The following is a 19293-nucleotide window of genomic DNA, read 5'->3' as shown; positions in this document are numbered from 1 at the left end:
CCGGCACCAGCCGGAAGCCGGGTCAATAAGATAATAGCGTCAACCTCATATAAAGCGGCGCCGTTACCGATGCAGGCAGCCCTTTATACGCCGTCTTCCCCCAGGATATCTATCCTCGCCGGCGCATGCCCTTTCTCTTTTTTCCAGTAATATCCCGTTTGCAACAGGGCGATAAACTCATCCTGGGTTAAAGACAGCGTTTCAACCCGCTCAACCCGCTCCTGATCCGGCGTCGGACGTAACACATCAATAACCAGCGTCCCCGGGTCGTAAGACTGACTTTCAATGCGCAGAGGCAGGCGGTCAAATACTTTGGGTTCGGTAATCAGATGTTCCGGAACAAAATCGCCGGAAAAAAGGCCATCCAGCGTCGCAACCGTTTCATAACCCGCAAAGCACTCAAACCGGACCTTTAAAATAGCGGCATGTTTGAGTTTTAAAAATGCTGGCCAGTCCGAATAACCGAGTTTATCGCTATAGAACGCATCACCGCGATGAAACGCGTAGCGATTCCCCTGCGTCCAGGTTTCATACTTATAGCCATCAAAGACCGCCGTCGTTTGTTTGATATCTAATGCCTCTTTGAACACGGACTTCACGGCAAAGCGCCAGCCGACCGCATAACCGTCGACAAATTGCGCAATTAAAATATTGCTGCGCGGCAAGGACCTTAGCGTATTAAACGTAGCGGCCATGTTCTCCTTCAGAGCCTGCAACTTATCGAGGTCGGTTGCGTCATTTTCAGTGTGTATGCTGTCAACTTCTTCGGATTTATAGGGAATTTCCCCGGTTGCCATAAAATTCCGGAACTGATCGCCGCTCAGAACCAGCGCACCTTTGGCATTTGCTTCCTCGATTTTTCGCCAGCCCGCATTAGCGCCACAGCACAGAAACGTCAGCTTAGCCGTCACACCGCTTCTCACTTTAAGCCGAGACGAAGCGGCAAGAGCGGTAAGCTCATCCTTTTCCTGTTTATTAAACCCCGTAAAACAAATTTCCAGACTGCCGTTTTGTGATAATTGGCTGCGTGAGATAGGCGCCGGCTCAACGCTATCGCGGCATCCCGATGCCAGGTCGAACGCCTCCAGTTCAGCTTGAGTATCAAACATTGTCACAATGCGCTCTTTTCTGAATGTTCGATAACTGCGGCGACTGACCGAATACCCCTGAATATAATCGCCTTTGTTGACCACGTTCATGACCGCATGCTTAGACACATTCCCTTCCGCATTCGAATAAAGAAAAAATGCTTCCCTATTGTTTGTTTTCTTCAGGTCAAACATCATTATCACCTATCATTATCTTCCCGGATCACACTGTCCTTTTCCGATTGGCATTATGTCCAATCGATTTTCATTAAGGTTAGTTATTCAATAAATAAATTTAACAACCTGGCAATCTTAACCCATATTAACCGGAAGTAAACAGCACACGATTTGTACGCAAAAAAAACAGATGGGAAATAAAAACCATGACAATGATATAGTGACATGCCTTGGGAGGAAAAAAGTATTAATCAATCATAAAATAAATATAACAACACAAAGCAATATACCTAGATTATGAGTAATATCACACGTTGAGCATTCCCCTAATTTTCCAACTGAACCAGTTGCCTCATTACCGCCCGCAACCGAGCGATAAATTCACCGTCTCGCCCTGCTGTATTTTTACTTTGCTTAAGGAAGTAATCGATCTCGTCCGTTAGCTCCGGGTATTGACGGATAAACTTTATCGCATGCTCTTCAAGCGTGTCCGGCCAGTCGCTATCACACTCGCCGCGAAACAAACTTGTGGCGCGGATCAGTTTCTTCGCCGCCGACTGCCGTAAGCGCGCGTACTGATTAACATCGTCCGCATGTTCAATACGCGCGATATAGCCGTTCAACACGTTGATATAGTCCCCGTTTACCGCCATGGCAATGGCTCGTGAAGGTTTAAAACGAGGAAACTGCTCGGTCAGATCCACACCATACACACAGCGACAATGATGTTTTAGCCAATAACCCCAACTGTGCCGGTACTCTGCCGCCAATGCCTCTGACAGGATGCCGCAGTCAAAATCAATCTTGCTGACAACGGGGTGCGCCTTCTCAAGCTTCACACGGACAGACGCCAGCGCAGTGTCCTGATCCGGCAGGACCGGGCGATGAAATATGATGCAGAGATCCAGATCCGAGCTCCCCACCGTCGCTTTCCCCCGTGCAACGCTGCCATACACATAGATGCTATGGATAACGCCGCCCAGCGTTTTCGTCAGCTGACGTACCGCGTCATCAATAACGCATCCAAACGCAGGTTGGAAGGTGACCGCACAGGGTGTGGTGATATATCCATTATGATCGACAGCCATTATCATCTTCCGGAAAGGCGTCCGGCGCCTATGGGGAGAAAACGCGTATCCTAATGACTGTATTACAAAGAAGACGAATCATAAACCCAAAACGCTGCCGGGCGCTCACAAAGCAATCGCGGGGTCTTACCTGCGTGGTCTGTCCAGAGCAAGCGCATACCATGAGATAGACTCGGAGAGCCTTCACATTCAAGGCTGCTACTTCTTTTTGATTTTTATATCCTTTATCCAATAACCGACAATACCAGAAGGATCTCCGGCCATGCCGCGCAGCAAAGCGACGCTTATACTCACCTGCATTTTCCTCTCCTCAACCCTCGCCGCCTGCGCCAGGGAGGAAAGCGCCCCCTTCACCCCCGATCCTCAATGCCAATTCACCCACTTGGCAGGCAAACATATCACGGCCGTTCAGCTATGCGCCGATGCAAAAACGGGAAATACGGTTACCGTAATCAAAGACGGGCAAGCCTACGATGTTGCGCACATCGCCTATACCCGCTTCCAACGCTTCAAATTCAGCGCCGATCCCGATGCCTTCTTCAGCAAGGTGATTGAGCCGAACCATACGGTGACGCCTTACCAGGGAAGCACGCGTCCACACGGCTGACCCACCAAGCCATCATCTATTTATTCTGTACGGGGGAAACGTGTTAAAAACATTGAATATCGCCACAGCCAGCCTGATTTGCATCCTGACACCCGTTTTGGGACACACTGCAAGCGTATTACGCCTAGATTGCCCAGAACGGGCCTTGATGACGGTCACGCGCTTTAACTATGGCCTGACCACGTTGGAATGGGCTGAACGCCACTTTCAGGTTGCGGCGGGTGTAAAACGCAATAAAACGGCGGAAGGCTCGCCTTTTCGGGTAATCAGCTTTCGCAATGGCGATGACCTTGTGTACTTCCCCGAGAAGCATCTGCATGTCTTTTTTTATGCCGGCAGCACTAACCCCGTGGTCTGCAAAGACATAGACACCTTTACGACACATGCCATCAAGCTTCCGCGTTATCACTAACATGCCATAGACCAGGAACGACCTTTATTCAACATACAATACGGCATAAAACCTCATACTGCCGATGCATTTTTGCAACAGATTCATTGACATAAATCAAATTCGAAAATATAGACTCCCGTATCATCGTCAGTGAAAGATTTTCCCTGGTGTTGATGCCTTTCCCCTCCTTGCGAGGGGATTTTTTTGCCTCAGACGTTCCACAGACAATAAAAAACGCCTCATGGCACCATCTCTAACGCATTATTACCCATGTTACTGGTTGGCCTGCGATGCCGTTACCCTTTATAAACAGTTAAGCCACGTTATCACATTCACAAATAATTATTATCGCTATGGATTCAAAGGCTGACCACATAGGCAATCCGAGATAAAAACACGTCGTAATAGGATAGCCAGTAAAGCATAAGGGTGATATATTTTTTATTTATTCAATCAATGTTAATGGATGACAAATGAACTTTAGGATTATAGTTATATTGCTGATGACTGCATTACTCAATGCCTGTTCCAGTGATGGAATATCACTATCATCGCCCTCGGTTTGCCAAGGTTTTGGATGCGAGAAAAAGCCGGGTGAACAACCAGACCAGGCGGCAACGCATAAGCCGACCAAGGATGAAAAAATCCGAGCACGTAGGGGCGAAAACCCTAACTTTGGTTCGGATAACATCACTCTCAGCGGCCCAGGAATATCATTCTGAATGTTGACCCAGCAGGCAAAGACACCGAGGTTTATCGGTATCTCCGCTTGATATAATCCACACTGGGAACGGCGAGTAAAAAGACTCGGTGTTGACGCCGCGGATCCCCCTGCGGCCACCATCAATCAAGAAATTTTAAACTCACGGCCTATAGACTTAATAACTACACAGGCGATAAGTAACCTATTGAAATAACATTGTTATAAGCCACCTTTGATAACCCGACAGCCCCTCGTACAATAACCAACCATTGAAACCTCCGGCATGGTTGATTATGTTACCACCATACCAATCGCTCAGAATCTCCATCACCCAACCTGGAGTATCAGCAATGATTGGAAGCCTGCTCGGGTTTGTTCTGCTGGTCAGCCCTTGTGGTTATGATGCGTGCGACGCACTATTGGCTACTGAAACGGTTTACCCGACCCGCTCGGAATGCGTGGCGGTCAAAGACGCTATCCAACGGCGTCTTCCTGACGTCGTGCTGTTTTGCACCGAAGCCTATCGATATGAAAACTGATTACAGCCAAGTGAGCTGGCAACCAGATCAAACGTAGCAGATTGAACAACATCACGCTTATCGCTCCCCGTGTAGGGAGCGCTAACCTGAGGACTATATGGTCAAGCTTTACTACTCCCTGTGCGGCATCGTTTTTATCATCGGCATCGCCATGTCTATTCTCAGCGTAGAGTTCCCCGGCAGCACCGATAGTGGCGAGATGCCATTAGCTTTTGGTGCCGGCCTGGATATCGCATTTATCGGCATTATCGGCTTTGCCGTAGGCCTGATAGCAAAATGCCTCTCGACGATGGTAAGAAAGAAAAACAGATAACCGCGCTCCCGGCGTTGTAAACACGCAGCCGTAGTTCCATGCGCTTTTTAACATCCTGTTCCTATGATGTGGAAGCGAGCTTAAGGCAAACGGCACGATCATCCGGGATACTGACAGCATTTTCTGAATGATGTTTTAAGGGCACAAAAAAACCGCCTTTCGGCGGCTTACGACACTGCTTATTGCTTTGATTATTCTGATGTTTCCCATGGTACCCGGGGCGGGACTTGAACCCGCACAGCCATAAGCCGAGGGATTTTAAATCGTGGTTGTATTTGTTTGTAATCAATATGATAGATGTAATCTTCATAACTAACTCGTTATTAATTTTCTATTACTTTCAACAACATATAAGATAGAACATCCGAAAGTTATGAACAAATTGACGCCCCATCACAGCAGGATACTGTATATACAAACAGCATATATCCATAGGGAAGAAAATGTCACATAAAGACGATATCATTGGTATGCGGCTTTTAACTGGTTTCCAGACAGACCACAGTGCCTACGGCAGATTTGTGTTACTGCAGTCATCCTTCGTAGATACGATGTCCTATGTATGCCCAGATAAAGAAAATGACTACCCAGACCAAGAAATAATGATACGTCTGGAGGTCGCTAAAGAGTTGATCCACGAACTGCAGAAACGCGTCGATTACATCGAGGCTGGCATAGAAAACAACGCTGTGCACCTAGTGGATTAAATCTTGGTAATAGATTGGTGTGGTCACCACCTCGCGGCAAGGGTAACAATTTGAAAGTCTTAGAAATATCCGACATTATGCATGGATTTTTGTCCATGTGGTCACCACCTAAAGACGCTGCCCCTGCCGATGTTCAACCCATGTGAACACTACGAGGCCGGCGACGGGGCAGCAAATTTTAGATAGGGTCAGCGTTTAAATTTTCAAGACCTCGAAGTGGTCAGTAGACAGCTGAATTGACGGTTTCTTATCCCCATCTATACTCTTCGTTAAGGGCAGTTATAGCCTCGACATATGCCTACCTGATAGCCCGGTGCCGTACCGGGCCTTTTTTATCCACGTTAATGCTTTGTCAGGCAATAGAGGTCAGGATACGTCTGTATCAACACATCAGCGTTGATAGCCTGGATAGCTTGCGTGTAAATTTCTCGGTATATCGAATCATCAAACACACCGCGGCGCCACTCAAGCTGCATCAGGATATTGTCCTTGGTAATATCCCTTCCCTCTTTGACCAACCCCAACACTATCTGGCCAATGAGATTAACGATCTGCTTTGCGCGCTCTTCCGTCATGTTTTCTCCCGGATCATCTAGAAACCAATAAGACCATCAGTATAGACCCCAAGCTCACAACATTTTATTCCCGATGCCAATCCAAGAGCATAAGGGTCAACTTGTCCCTCTATAAGTGAAGCGGTCTATACAACTTGATCGTTTTCACCGATCGATGCGATAAAACCGATCTATACAACCAATTGTTAATTAACTTACCAATCGTGTAACAATTGAGCACAGACCAACTACAACAGCACCAGGGAATCTATCCCCCACTATGCCCATGGCAACACCCCATGGGCTTTTTATTTACTGCAGGAACAGCATGAATAACTTCATTAAAGCATTCGTTCGACTCGGCGCCGCTGTGTCTGCGCTTTCCCTTATCTCGGGACTCCCCCACTGGCCCGATGTCATGTTCATTTCCAGCTGTGCCATGATCCTTATATGGGCGCACGCCGAATGGGATTACCACACACATAAGCAAAAAAAATAGCCGGGCATATCGCCCGGCTTTCTTATGGCACCACCACGCCCTTTGTGGCCATGAACACGCGCATATTGTTAATCTGCGCGGCCATTTCCTGCAGCGTCATTTCCCTTTCATAAACCGCCACGCCGCCATACGTTCCATCAGCGCCGTCGGTGATCTGACTGCCAGCCGGTGCACCATTCAGAAAGATAGTGTTACCGCTTTTTGCCCGGCCGGCTGTAATGTCTGCCGTTCCATTGGCGCCGGAACCACGTAGAAATGCAATTTTCGAATCAGAGATGGTGAAGGCAAACGCCGTCCATCCACCAGTAATCCCACCAATATCCAGCCCGGTCGTAGAAGCCGGATCGGTCACACCGGTAGCAACACGGATGGTTCCCACGCCATTGGTTCCCTGAGTTAATCGGAAACCTACCCACGGCGCGACGGCCGGTGATAACGTGGAAATAATGTTCCGGGCCTCTGCCGGATTGGCAGGTAGGTTAATTGCCATAACGACGGTGAGTGCGTCCGGTTCAACAACGGGGATCTCAGCAGCGGAGCCAACCTTCGTTCCCACCATGCCTTGGGTATTAAACGAAGCGGCAGTGATCAGATCATTACCGCGGCCGCTGAAGTCACGCCGCGATGCCATGGAGTAGGTACCGAAGCTGGCGGGGTCATTCATCGACATAACAGGAAACGCCGGCGGGTACTTCACGTCATAGTCTGCACTTTGGTCAATATAGAGCGGCATTTTTTAAACCTCGGTTGTATCTGCAATGGTGAACAGTCCACCCTGCGCGATCTGCAGAGTGCCGTCTTGTGCTTTAGTTACGATGGTGATTTCGTCAAACCCGCTGGGTGCCGTGAAATCAAAGTAAAAATATCCATACCCATCGGTTGATAATTTCCAGTTCCGGATGCCGGCAAGGTAGACAGTATCTGCAGTATCCTCAGCGGAGGCGCCGGCAACAACATAGCAAGACACCCAGCTCGAAGAGTTAGCCGCCATTTTGACTTCTACCCCAAACCCGTATTTTTGCCCCTCAATGACCGGCAATGTCCGGCGGCCTGCGGCAATTGAAGAACCACTACCGGTCATGACAAATGCGTTCCCCAGGATGTCCGGATCATCAACAACGCTATACGTTCCTGACTCATCAACCTCCCAACCAGCAGGAACCCCATTCGTATGCTCAATGAACAACGGGTTTGGGAGAATGTTGTCGCTGTTATCTGGCGTTGTCACCGATACCGCCTTACGCGGGGTATTAGGTGCCTGCCACTCGACCATTGCATCTGCAACTGCTTTACCCATTGCCTGGGCGCCCAGAGGGGTTGGGTGCGATGGGTCTAAGCTTCCGTCAGAACGCACCTGGTTGTATCCGCTTTTCCACTCACCAGTTAACGGGTCAGTTGTTGCTGTGTGCAAATCGACTAGAGGCAACCCATATTTAGCTGCATAAGCCCGGCAAAACGCGTTAATTTTGTAGCGCGCAATATTCATTTCATCCGTATTCCCGGACTGAGCAGACATTGTGCAGACAATTGGGATGATCCCGGCGTATCGCAGCTGCTGATAAATTTGGGTCATCGCGGGGATTGTCACATTCTCGATATCGATATGCTTCACGACATCGTTTCGTCCGGCAAGGACGATGCAAAATGTTGGCTTCGCAGCAATGGCTTTCGGCACATGCGTTGCCAGGATCTGTGACGCAGTGTAACCACCGGTCGCAGACATTCCCACGAATCGATAACGACCGCCAGTCATTAACATTGCCCAGCCGGCCCAACATTGGGCATTTATCAACGGTCGATAAATGGTTCCGGTTGCGTTGCTGCCGGATGACGCCTGTCCGAACGCGGTAATCGAGTCGCCAATACTGAATACATCATTTGGCATCAGCCCGCGCTGGGTCGTGATGGGTACACCATAAAGCTCAAACGTTTTTTTTGAGCGGCGAAACCCTACAGCCGTGTGCTGATTTTTCCCCGCAATACCCCACACATAATCAGAGTCGTCAGCCGGTATCTGATCTACGCTGCCCATCGTCATTTTCTCCGCAATTGCCATCGTGTACGCCAGTGAATTGCCGTAGAGATTTTTTGCCCCATCGGCCTGGATCTCCAAGGCCATACGCCCTTTTGGATCCGCAAAAATATGGCGACCATCTTCCGCGTTGACGGTATAGATACCGCCTGTCCGGTTGCTGATCTCCCTGATATAATTTCCGTCGGCAATGAATGGCCCTTGCTTCACCAGTTTCCCGCCAACATTCTTGTACTGTTCCGCTATCTTCGGATATTCGGCATAAACGAAAACATAGCCACCCTCTTGTATTTCACCCGAACTGACAGCTTCGACAGCTTGTTCCATAGTCATTGCCTTGCCTAATGGAGCTACAAGACTTCTAAATCCTTCCCAGGAGACTCGGTCATTACCCAGGCGGTCTACCCACACCGCGCCCGGAGCGAGCATCGCTACATCAAAATTTTCTGCGTTGTCATAAAGGTCACGAGGATCCGCAGAACCTACCGGGTTACCGGTTTTGTAAGTTGTCATCTGCTACTCCAGATAAAGAAAAACCCGCCGGAAGCGGGTTAGTTAATGCGGAAGTCAGTTACTGGACGTTGCCCGGATAAGTGGCGTCGTCATATTGATAAATCAGGGGGGTGTATTGCAGGGCTTTGATCTGAGTGGTTCCGTCTGATCCTGGCTCTATTGAGTCGAAAATACCGTCGTAGCCGACGCGACTTGATGAGCAGAAGATAAGCCGCGGAGGCTCTATCGCTGGATCATCCATAATCCACTCATCAAGGCGTACATCATCCGTGTTATCCACGGCCAGCGTATAATCATCAACGCGTGATGCCACCAGCAGCGATGAGGCAGAGCCATCCTGGAAACGTATGATGCAACGGGGGTTATTAAACGCCCAATCAAGCTTCTCACTAACGTGAATATGCACCGTATTTTCGTCATGCTGCTCTTCGACGATCAGACAGCTGATTGTCTGGCTTCCGGGAATGTCATCAGTCAGCACAATCCGATCGCCATAGTTGTAGCACAATGCATCCATTTCCGTGCTCGTCGAATGGTTAAGTCGCTGGTACCGGTATTTCATTAAGCGACGCATGCCGATGCGGTATGCGTTGTCAGGATCACTGACGCCATCCAGCTTATAGCTCTCTACTTTTAACGCTGTAGGGTTATCTGCAAACCGGCATTGGATAGTTTCTTCCGCCCAGGTCGTCCCATTAACGTAAGTGACATCAACCCCGTCGAAATCATCTTGGGAAAGTGCTTTAAAACTGGTCTGCAGCTCCTCTGTTTGTTCCTGTGGGCTAATTACCCCTGACCAGTTTTTTACACCTTCACGACCCACGGATGCCAAACCATCACTGAGAAGAAAATAGCCCATCCCTGCAGTTGCTATCTTCTGCAAAACCTCCAGAGCGCTGGTTGAGTCAGCGCCGGCCGCCCAGTCAAACGTTTCTCCACGGGGTGTCCAGTATGTGCTTTCCAGCGTATTGATTGTCTGGTAATCGATCTGGTCATCGGTATATCCCAAACTTTTCAATACGTGGAATATGGCGCCGCTGATACTCCTCGATGTATGGCCATCATAGAGGCGAGTAGCCACCATATTCACTCGCCGATCAGATTGGGAAGCCAGTCGGTTACCGGTGCGGATCGTTAACGCGATAGTAGTAACATCTCGGTAGCTTGTTGGGCGTTCCGATAACTTCGCTCTCATCGACTGCCATTGCACAGACTCTCGGGTCGTCCCTCCCCAGACTGGCGTATCACGTTTCATGCGCACTTCATAATTACCGGCGGTCGGGAACGTGATTGTTTCGGTATAACCGACTTCATTAACAGTATTGTTGCCGTGCTTTATCTTGACGCTTGTCCATTCCTCAGAGCTGGATAATCGGTACTGAACCGTCATTTCAATGTCATGCCAGTGGATAGCGCCGTCCTTACTTCCTACGTCACAAAGTCCCTGCGGGTAGACGAAGTTCAGTTCAATTTCACTGGTTTTCTCGCTGTCAGGGCAGCATAAGAAAGGCCCCATCCAGTCATACTTATCATTAAGGCCGGTAACCGTGGAATCGAGTAACGTTCGGCTGGTAAATCCTGGCCATCCACTATCAACGGTTTTCGAACCATCTGAATTTTCTATCAGACGTTCAACGCTTAGCGTCAGACCATCAATCTCCGTAATACGGAAATGGTACCCTTTTAAACCAATGGCAATCCGCTGTAGCCCCGTAGGGATACCAACAAATGGATCGCCACCGGTACTTCCCCATGCTAGCGCGATATGCTCGCTGACTGCCGGCGTTCCTCCCGTTGATGCGGTGCCGGCAACAACTGCTGGATCACTGCCGAAGAGCACCTCCGGCAAAACGGTATATCCAATGCTGTTACCGCTGAATGGGCTTTCTTTCTCTCTGATAACAATCTTGGTATCTACGGCAACGACGTCTAGACCAGAACCAGAAAGCTGATCTGCAATTTCATCAGTCAAGCCTGACATGGTCACATAGTTTGCCGACAACGAAATTACGTAACTCGCCCCTCCCCAAGTCAACGTAAAGGACAATGGCGTAGTGCTGAAGTCATAAGTCGTTGGCGCCGCAGATGCGGTAATACTGGCGGCATTCCCCCCTTCACCCGGTATTGCAGGCTTGCCAGGCTCATGGGCAGAAATGAACAAATCCAGCCTGGTGGCATTCCACGTAACAGAGACGGACTGGCCAACAGAAGGTTTTAGCTCCGCAAAATCACCATAAATAACGTTGCTGCCGCCCTCTATTGCCACGGTATAGGTATCTGGAACCTGAATAGTAAGATCAGTACCAACAACCCAGGAGTCGGGGATCACCGCATCGCCATTATCATCAGTCGTTCCGCCGACTACTGTCAGGCTGTTGCCGGATACGCTGATAGCGTCGGCGGTGATGCTTACCGAATCAGGCCCGGTTGATGCCAGATCAAGGCCGGCAGTTCCTGACGTTGTTCCGCCAACTTCTGTTGATGAATACCAATTTTCAGTACGACGATCAGCGCTAACATCCGCTCCCGGCGGGTATATCGTAAAACTGACGTCATCGCCAAAGCTTCCTACCGGGGTATTGCCGATTTTTATCGATGACTGGTTGATAACGAAATTGCCGACGCCAATACACAGGAACATTTCTGTCCTGTAGATCTGCGGGTTTTCCTTGTCAAAACGGCTGACTGGCTGCACAAGGTAATCAGGAAAGACTCGAGTCCGCCCTAACACTTCTCGTATCGGATCCCCCAACTTTGCCGAGTTCGCCTTTGCCGGCGTCAGATCAAGTGAATCCCCGTTTGCCGTCGAAGACATGCCGTCTTTACTTAACTGCGACATCATGATCAATGAATAAGCTGCCGATGCCACAGCGACTGCTACAGCTGCCCACACAGCGATTTCCAATCCAGTACCATACGGAACTGGATAGATACGGACATCGTCGTCTGGCTTAACGTAGCAAAGCGGCCATTCTGCTGCAGGGATGGCTTTATGATTCACTTCAACAACGATCGGATGACGCATATCCGCCTCATACCCCGACACGTTGCCCACCAGCCATTGGTGCAACGTCATGGCCTTATGCTCATGAGTCTCTAGCGGATCACCAGGAAGTCTGGAAGGGTAAACGCGTATCGTCACTGGTAATACTCCACTTTTACAAAACGGCGCATGAAACGTGTTAACGGCAAAAACGTTACGTTTGAGTTCGGATTACATTCCGCAGCATGCAACACACCATCGATATTGACGACGATCGCCACATGCGTTACCACACTCCCTGAGTAACAGGCGATGCCGGCTCCCTCGCAAGGTTCACATCTATTAAGATCACCCATAAAAGATCGCGCGGCTCGGTCGAGGCCATTACCATCCTTAGTGATACCGGCAAAATCAGGCCAAACAGTGAGCCCCAGGTCACGCCTGATTTCATTAACGATGCCAAAGCAGTCGAGATTAGGAAAAGTACGACCGCCCTTCAGCCAGGTAACTGAAAGGTATTTATCAGGATCAAACATAGGGTAGTCCTTACGAAATGTACCGAAGTCCCGGATAGTCAGGGAGCGTATAGCGGTTCCGCGGCCACGCAGAATCAAGCACGTTCATATAACCTGCGGTGATCTGAACAACTATCGGCGTCCAGTAGCCTGATTTTATCGTTAGGGTAAAAGGGGGTGACTCAGGGGCCGACAAATCGGTCGAAAGATAATGCCGATATGTGAGCGTTCCAATCTCCTGACCATCAAGAGCAGCCCGGATCGTGTTTGAAACCTTCCCGTCGATGTTACAGATGGCAAACTTTAGATCCTGGGTTCCATCCGCATTTCTTGCCGGAAGCGATAACTCAATGCCACACGCCTCGAACGTAACCTGCACACCATTTTCTAATGTTGCCGTAATATCATCCCAGCCGTTGGTTAACCAGTACGTGGAATCCCCTACCTTAACCTCCAGTGTCTTTATCAGCACCTCAGAACCAGACGACGCATAGAACCGATTTAATATCGTCATGCTTTTGGCCACTCCCGATTCAATGCCATGTCGATGATACTTTGCCCCGCTAAAAATTCAGGGAAGTTGCCCCATCCCGCATCAGGAATAGGCCGCTCCCAGAGTTCAAGCGTGGCGCTGTACTGCCAGTATTTACCGCCGGTCAATACCGGGCCATCATAAATATCGGTGAACCGGCACAGATACGGTTTAACCCCGATCGGGGTACGGAGCACCATATTGAACCATGCAGAACCATCCGATAATGCATCTCTAAACCATGCTTCAAACGTCATTCCCTGTACGTCATTCATCAACCAGGAAACCGTCGTTTGTGTCGGCGTTGATGTATATCGCCGGCGCTGTCGCGCGCGTCCGGTTACCATATCTGTACGGAGCAACGGACTGATTGGCTTTAACGCATACCCTTCCTGTAAAGCCATGGGTAAATAGTCATGCGGGTAATTGATATTGGATGTTAACGCCATCAGCTGGCCCTCCGTTTGGTGTTCCATCCCGCCATAAGAGCTTTTGACATATCACCTCGCCCTGTTGCTACATCCCCGGTAACCCGGCCATAAACCCGTTTTTCTCCCCGGGCAACAGCTTCTTCTATCGCGCGAATAGTGCTTTTATCAGGATCACCATTCACTACGATATTATTAACGGGCATTACACCAGATACGGATTGTTTGCCGACTCGATCAAGCGTGGCATCCAGCTTTGCGCTGGTCTTGGCTGTGGTAACACGCTCACCTTTTTGCAACAGCCAGGTACCTGTCTCTGGAACACTATCCAATCCATCGTGAGCCATGCCAATCGCAGATATGTTTGAAACTATACCTGCCGTTGCCGCAGCAACAGAGGCCATAGCAGCCAGGTTAAGAGGGAATGGGTTAGCAGCAGCCATTGCAATACCTTGTTGAATAGCAATAGCCGATTGAGCGATAGCCGCAGCCTTTTGGGCGACAAATGCCGCCTTATAGATAGCCGACTGTTCACCAAAAGCAGATTTAGTGACATCGACTACTGAGCCAAGCCCATCACTGACGCTACTTAGCATCAGCTGGTTACGCTGGTCATTGAGAGATTGTAGGCTATCTGCATGCTGCTTACGCAGTTCGAGTTCTTTTGCGTCCCACTGTTCATTGAGTTCAGACTGTGACTGGCGATACTCATCGAGCATATTGAGTTGCGTTGAGTACCACTCCTCAAGTTCTCCCTGAGCTTTATCGACCTTTCTCAGCTCACCGAGCTGGCCACCGAACATCGGATCAATGCCGCCAAACTCCGGCGCCTTTTCAAAAGCGTTATTGGCAATGGCTTTCGAAGCCTTGGCATAGTCATCATCATTCGTCAGTCCAGCATCTTTGGCATCCTTGAGAAGCTTTACCCTCTCACGCGTTGACTCGAGAAGTTTCTCTTCCGGGGTTAATAGCTCTTCCTGAAGACCCTGGTATTTTTCCAGAAGCTTAAATCTATCAATTTCAGCGGCAAGACCTTCTAGCCTGGCCTGCTGCTGCTTATTAATACCAACAAGCTTACCAGATGAAATATCCAACCGTAATTTTTCAAGTTCTGTCGCTTCTTTGGTTTTTCCATTTAATTGGTCAGTTAATGCAATTTGCCTAATATAGCTTTGCTCAGTAGATTTGAATGCGCTCTCGATAGCCTTAGACGAACCAGATGATTTGGGTATTTTAGGTGCACTTGGTTTACCATTCGATTCTCCACTTCCTAGAGAATACTCTCCATTACCAATGGTAGCCTGCCCAAGAGGCAATTTCATTGCACCTCTGGCGCTATTGTTTACCTTTTCGATTTGTCCCTGTAACTTTGCTATCTCCGTCTGATAATGCTCCAAGCTATCATCATTACCAAGGATATTACCAAGCCATGTCCCGCCGGGTTTAGCGTTATCAGCCTGCATCTGCAAAAATTTTATACGTTCTTGCATCGCAGGGACATTATTATCCGAAAATGTTCCAAAGACGCCCTGATGCCTTGCCGACACTTTAACAGCCAAATCACCAGCAGATGCAGCAGCTTTCACTAACCACCCGGCAAGCTCCGCAACTTCACTGACGAGATTAACAATGCCCTGCAAAACCTGAGGGTCAGTCAAAACATCTTGAAGTTTATCAAGAGAGCCCTGCAATGGGGATAAATCGACTTTAGCCAGACCTGAAGCAATCTCTATTTTTAACCCTTTAACTTGAGACTCCATATTCTCAAAAAGGGTATTTACTTTCACCAAATCATCGATTGAATCAGGGTCAGGGGCAACACCATAATCTTTCGATAACTGGATAAATTGCTTTAATTTCTCGTTATTATTATCAAACAGCGGCAACATCTTTGAAAGATCGTTACCCATACTTTCAAGTATGGTTGTTTTCTCTGCGTTGGTATTTATCTTCCCTAATGCTTCACCTATTGCCAACAGCTGCTTATCTGGTGATACCTTAGACAATTTATCAGCAGATAGTCCTAATGCATTCAATGCATCTACAGCTTCCCCTGATTTATTTAATACTGCATCACCAATTTTATCGCCTAAATCTTTAAATATATCCGCCATGTTATCGGCAGATAAACCAGCCTTCTCAGCTGCAAATTGCCATGCAAGCAGTTCCTGAGTTGACATATTCAATGATTTTGCCCAGCGATCAGCTTCAGCCATCTGGTTAGATGTAGACTTCAACAACTGATACCCAGCGATACCAACGGCGGTACCAGCAGCGGCGGCAGCAGCAGCCATCCCAGCTAATGCTTTGCTCGCTCCCTCGACGTTTTTTTGTACTTGCTTGCGCCACTTATCTGACGCTCTTTCAGCCTTATCCATGCCAGAAACAAACCCACCGACCTTGGCGACAAGATCAATAGTCAAAGTACCAAGAGATTTGCTGGCCATACCGACTCCGACAATAAAAAACCCCGCCGGGGCGGGGTTCGTCACAAAGGTGATAAATCAGCTTGCGCTTTCGCAACCAGGCTGACTTCTATCAATGATCAAGTTGCCCTCGACACGGAGGCCAATCTTACCAAACAGGAAAGCATGATTGAGCTGAGTAACCACTACATCAGTCAACCCAACGGCACACTTGTCTTTCTCAATGGCTCGGTCTGCCGCTGTTTTTACGTTAGGGATCCCCAGAGGGAAGATCACCACGGGATAACTGTCTTCGGCAGTAACCCTTTTGCCAGTAACAAATTTCCCACCATTAAGGTTGTAGTTTTTCGTACTTGCTACCGTCATATCAGCAACACGCACAGTACACCCAGAAAGTAGAAGAGCCCCCAAGGCTAACGCCAACACCTTTTTCATTTTAAAGTTTCCTTTGATTGCAATCGGAAACATCCTAACGCCTTGCGTGGAAATGTTCAAATTAGGTTATCCCCATATTAAATATGAGTAAATTACCTCCACTCTTCCATGGCATCATCAAGCGTTACTGGCTTCTCATTAATGTGAGGAGCAAAGTCAGTGACTTTGAACGCCGGTGTGTCCTTGCCCTTGTTCACATTTGCAATCGTGCTTGAAACCAGTGCAGCAGCCCACTCAGTACGCATGATCGGGTTCAGACCGCCATACTTATCGCGATATTTCCCCCATAGCCAGAACTCGTTAATACTCATCCTCTCCTGGGCTTCCGCGATAGTTCTCCCCCCGATCCCGTTAAGCACTAATTCGCACCAGATTTCTTCTTCTCCGGTGAGCTCGCTGTCTTTCCCATTTCGGAAACTTCCTGAATGGCCACCAGCAATGCAACAGTGAGTGAACCATCAAGCGCGCCACGTTCTGGATCAGCTTCGCCGGTAATATCTTCAGGGGTGAAAACTGGTTTACCGCTTTCATCACAGATTGATGCAGCAATGCGGCCAGCGATAGCATCGTTCTTACCACCATGGGAGAGGATGTCAGATTTTGCCGAATGGTACCCAGCAGGACGAACATAAACCGTCGCGGTAAACTCCTTATCACCCTGTTTCCACGAAATTTTCTTTTCGATTGGTCGGCCGGTAAAGGCTCCATTTTCTTTCAAAGCATCCAACGTAAGTATCATTTCATCACCATTAAATATGAATTGCCGGGGCGAAATACCCCGGCTTGATTAACTGGTTTGCTCTGCTTTGGGGATCCACACAGCAGGGCCAGAACGCTGGATAGTTGCAGTGGTGGTGACCACCGCGTTGGCTTGAAAATCAAACGGGAAATCGCTGACATATCCCTGAAAAACAAACCACGTCCGGTCAGAAGGAAGCAGTAGACCATCCACTGCGTCAGGATCGCCAGGTTCGGCAATAGATGGTGAAGACTCACCATCAGACCATCCCAGAGCAAAGGTCAACTTGGATTCATCATCAGACTCTGCCAACTGATGCAACATTAAGTGGCTGGCATTTTTAGGATCAGCATTCAGCGTTACTGATGCTTGGCCAGGAGTCTGCAAACCTTTTAAGTAAGTTCGGCTTTTACGCTCACTTAAACAGGTATCTTCAATCTGATCTGCGGGGTTTCCACCCGGCGTGAAAGATGTAATACATTCAACCTCGCTGACAACACCATTAGCGAGAACGTAGAACTGCGTGCCTTGTGTCAGAACAGACATAAGTTTTCTCCGGTCATAAAAAAACCGGCGCAAGGCCGGCATGTTGAAAATAAGGAGGATTAGCGTCTGACTATCCAATCAACATCGAATGAATAGCGATACCGCTTTGTGGTTGCATCACGCGTCTGTCCACCCCAGCGGGTAATGTATGCATGAGGTTCAATAGCATCGCGTAATGCCCGGGCAACGGCTACACACCCCGCGGCGGTGTCTGCGTAAATATCCACCTGCAGGGAGTAGCGATCAGCGTCGGGACGCTGGTTAAGATAGTTTTCTGGATCACCAGAAATGTTTTGCCACACGGCATATGGATAGATGACCGTATCGTCATGCAACCCGAACGGGTATAAACGGACGGGTTCACTACCCAGCAATGCCCTTACTTCATCACTACCGGAACATATAGCGAAGATCGGTGCCATCATGGTTTTACACCTCGCTTCTTCGCCCGAGCAATGCCTCGATCAATGGATTTCTCATACTCGACAGCAAACGTATTTATCGCAGGAACGGCTCCCTCTTCGGCCGCCGGCCGCATAATAGGTTGCGCCCGCATATTTTCCGTACCAAACTCAAGGAGCCGCCAGTGAGGGGTCGGTGCATTCCTGGCTTTGTCCGGGTGATTTTTCAAGACGGCTCCGTGGAGAACACCAATTCGAAAAGCCAAGTTACCGGTTCGCTTGAATTCCCGACCGTTCCAGCGCAATGCTATGTTGTCAGCAATACGCCGGCCGGTTTCAGGATCATCAACACGCGCCGCATTATCTTTCGCCTTATTGACGATCACATTTGCAGCCTTGCGCAAAGCAGCCCGGCCGCCTTTTCGTTTCAAGTCATAGCTAACAGAATCAAGCTTTCCAAGAAATTCGTCGATACCAGTAAGGCGATAATTAATGCGGTCAACCATCATTCACCCCATCCGAACACGGCAACGTTAAGTATTCCAGCCCACTATCTGGATCTGGGAGAACGCCCTCGACGTTATAAATTTTCCCGCGATGGAGGATCCGACACTGCGGGAAAATATCATCACGGAACCGGATCTTTATCCTTGTTGTTACGGCATTCTGGAATGCCTGGGCGGCAACAAAATCTCTCGCCGATGCTGCAACGACCTCCCCATATATACCGCCGTCAGAAGTGGAATTGACGAGGTTAACCCACTGCGTAACAACTTCGCCGGTAACAGGATCCTGGGATGAAACCCTCTTTTGAGGAATAATGCGGTGCCTCAGTTTTCCTGCATGCATAATTCTTACCCTATCGGTTTCCCATTGAGATAAGTTGGACGCAGATCGCTAACAAGTTCTGACGGCTCCCCTTCCTCCATCAACGTCTGCAAAATTAGATTGCAGAGTGCATTATTAGATTCAGCCAGGAGGTTTAACGCTGCGGTCTGCTCCTTTTGCGCCTGCGTTTGTTCCCGCAGCGCTACTATCAATTCGCTTACCTGTTGCTCGTTCATAGGCAATCCT

The 19293-nt window shown here is 48.9% G+C and carries 23 protein-coding genes; 5 read left to right on the top strand and 18 right to left on the bottom strand.

Features of this window, described 5'->3' with window-relative positions; all coding sequences use genetic code 11:
- Positions 1–83: 83 nt before the first annotated feature.
- Complete coding sequence (locus tag CLM71_RS08915) at positions 84–1286, bottom strand: BRCT domain-containing protein (RefSeq protein WP_158684795.1); 1203 nt, start codon at positions 1284–1286, stop codon at positions 84–86.
- A gap of 305 nt (positions 1287–1591) precedes the next feature.
- Entirely contained in the window at positions 1592–2353 is a 762-nt protein-coding gene (locus CLM71_RS08910; protein ID WP_234008638.1) for a nucleotidyltransferase domain-containing protein, read from the bottom strand.
- Between the two features lie 262 nt (positions 2354–2615).
- On the opposite strand from CLM71_RS08910, the gene CLM71_RS08905 reads away from it, so the two are divergent.
- The 5 genes from CLM71_RS08905 (at position 2616) to CLM71_RS08880 (ending at position 5616) form a co-directional block, all read left to right on the top strand.
- Positions 2616–2960 carry a hypothetical protein gene (locus CLM71_RS08905; protein ID WP_158684794.1) on the top strand — a complete coding sequence of 115 codons (345 nt, stop codon included), beginning with the start codon at positions 2616–2618 and terminating at the stop codon, positions 2958–2960.
- 40 nt (positions 2961–3000) lie between these two features.
- The gene (locus tag CLM71_RS08900) at positions 3001–3372 is read left to right on the top strand and encodes a hypothetical protein (RefSeq protein WP_145961138.1); all 372 of its coding nucleotides are present in this window, start codon (positions 3001–3003) and stop codon (positions 3370–3372) included.
- Between the two features lie 1035 nt (positions 3373–4407).
- Positions 4408–4596, top strand: a complete 189-nt coding sequence (locus CLM71_RS08890; protein WP_105230689.1) for a hypothetical protein — start codon at positions 4408–4410, stop codon at positions 4594–4596.
- A gap of 97 nt (positions 4597–4693) precedes the next feature.
- Positions 4694–4909 carry a hypothetical protein gene (locus CLM71_RS08885; RefSeq protein WP_105230688.1) on the top strand — a complete coding sequence of 72 codons (216 nt, stop codon included), beginning with the start codon at positions 4694–4696 and terminating at the stop codon, positions 4907–4909.
- Positions 4910–5352: 443 nt separating this feature from the next.
- Complete coding sequence (locus tag CLM71_RS08880) at positions 5353–5616, top strand: hypothetical protein (protein ID WP_105230687.1); 264 nt, start codon at positions 5353–5355, stop codon at positions 5614–5616.
- Positions 5617–5957: 341 nt separating this feature from the next.
- On the opposite strand, the gene CLM71_RS08875 is transcribed toward CLM71_RS08880, so the two are convergent.
- The 16 genes from CLM71_RS08875 to CLM71_RS08800 form a co-directional block, all read right to left on the bottom strand.
- Positions 5958–6191 (bottom strand): hypothetical protein, encoded by a 234-nt coding sequence (locus CLM71_RS08875; RefSeq protein ID WP_105230686.1) that lies wholly within the window; start codon positions 6189–6191, stop codon positions 5958–5960.
- A gap of 500 nt (positions 6192–6691) precedes the next feature.
- On the bottom strand, positions 6692–7402 hold the full coding sequence (locus CLM71_RS08870) for a hypothetical protein (RefSeq protein WP_105230685.1): 711 nt from the start codon (positions 7400–7402) through the stop codon (positions 6692–6694).
- 3 nt (positions 7403–7405) lie between these two features.
- Positions 7406–9214, bottom strand: coding sequence for an SGNH/GDSL hydrolase family protein (locus tag CLM71_RS08865; RefSeq protein WP_111737277.1), 1809 nt, complete (start codon positions 9212–9214; stop codon positions 7406–7408).
- A 58-nt stretch (positions 9215–9272) separates the two neighbouring features.
- The gene (locus tag CLM71_RS08860) at positions 9273–12356 is read right to left on the bottom strand and encodes a host specificity factor TipJ family phage tail protein (protein WP_105230684.1); all 3084 of its coding nucleotides are present in this window, start codon (positions 12354–12356) and stop codon (positions 9273–9275) included.
- A complete protein-coding gene (locus CLM71_RS08855; RefSeq protein ID WP_105230683.1) occupies positions 12353–12733 on the bottom strand; it encodes a nitrite transporter in 381 nt (126 codons plus the stop codon). The genes CLM71_RS08860 and CLM71_RS08855 overlap by 4 nt, the downstream gene beginning before the upstream one ends.
- Before the next feature lie 10 nt (positions 12734–12743).
- Positions 12744–13226 carry a DUF1833 family protein gene (locus tag CLM71_RS08850; protein WP_105230682.1) on the bottom strand — a complete coding sequence of 161 codons (483 nt, stop codon included), beginning with the start codon at positions 13224–13226 and terminating at the stop codon, positions 12744–12746.
- Positions 13223–13693, bottom strand: a complete 471-nt coding sequence (locus CLM71_RS08845) for a hypothetical protein (RefSeq protein ID WP_105230681.1) — start codon at positions 13691–13693, stop codon at positions 13223–13225. The genes CLM71_RS08850 and CLM71_RS08845 overlap by 4 nt, the downstream gene beginning before the upstream one ends.
- Complete coding sequence (locus tag CLM71_RS08840; RefSeq protein ID WP_105230680.1) at positions 13693–16119, bottom strand: phage tail tape measure protein; 2427 nt, start codon at positions 16117–16119, stop codon at positions 13693–13695. The genes CLM71_RS08845 and CLM71_RS08840 overlap by 1 nt, the downstream gene beginning before the upstream one ends.
- A 57-nt stretch (positions 16120–16176) precedes the next feature.
- Positions 16177–16533: a hypothetical protein gene (locus tag CLM71_RS08835; protein WP_105233268.1), complete on the bottom strand. Its 357-nt coding sequence runs from the start codon at positions 16531–16533 to the stop codon at positions 16177–16179.
- 92 nt (positions 16534–16625) lie between these two features.
- A complete protein-coding gene (locus CLM71_RS08830; RefSeq protein ID WP_105233266.1) occupies positions 16626–16844 on the bottom strand; it encodes a phage tail protein in 219 nt (72 codons plus the stop codon).
- Positions 16845–16891: 47 nt separating this feature from the next.
- Positions 16892–17272, bottom strand: a complete 381-nt coding sequence (locus tag CLM71_RS08825; RefSeq protein ID WP_105230679.1) for a phage tail assembly chaperone family protein, TAC — start codon at positions 17270–17272, stop codon at positions 16892–16894.
- Positions 17273–17320: 48 nt separating this feature from the next.
- The gene (locus tag CLM71_RS08820; protein ID WP_105230678.1) at positions 17321–17818 is read right to left on the bottom strand and encodes a phage tail tube protein; all 498 of its coding nucleotides are present in this window, start codon (positions 17816–17818) and stop codon (positions 17321–17323) included.
- A 59-nt stretch (positions 17819–17877) separates the two neighbouring features.
- Complete coding sequence (locus tag CLM71_RS08815; RefSeq protein ID WP_105230677.1) at positions 17878–18243, bottom strand: DUF3168 domain-containing protein; 366 nt, start codon at positions 18241–18243, stop codon at positions 17878–17880.
- Positions 18240–18725, bottom strand: coding sequence for an HK97-gp10 family putative phage morphogenesis protein (locus CLM71_RS08810; RefSeq protein ID WP_105233264.1), 486 nt, complete (start codon positions 18723–18725; stop codon positions 18240–18242). Before CLM71_RS08810 ends, CLM71_RS08815 begins: the two co-directional genes overlap by 4 nt.
- Positions 18718–19068 (bottom strand): phage head closure protein, encoded by a 351-nt coding sequence (locus CLM71_RS08805; RefSeq protein WP_105230676.1) that lies wholly within the window; start codon positions 19066–19068, stop codon positions 18718–18720. Before CLM71_RS08805 ends, CLM71_RS08810 begins: the two co-directional genes overlap by 8 nt.
- A gap of 5 nt (positions 19069–19073) precedes the next feature.
- Positions 19074–19283: a hypothetical protein gene (locus tag CLM71_RS08800; protein ID WP_105230675.1), complete on the bottom strand. Its 210-nt coding sequence runs from the start codon at positions 19281–19283 to the stop codon at positions 19074–19076.
- Between the last annotated feature and the right edge of the window lie 10 nt (positions 19284–19293).

It is taken from the genome of Serratia sp. MYb239 (assembly GCF_002966855.1).
Lineage (GTDB): Bacteria > Pseudomonadota > Gammaproteobacteria > Enterobacterales > Enterobacteriaceae > Serratia_B > Serratia_B rhizosphaerae.
Note: the sequence above shows the minus strand (reverse complement) of the source record. Positions and strands in the feature narration are given on the sequence as shown.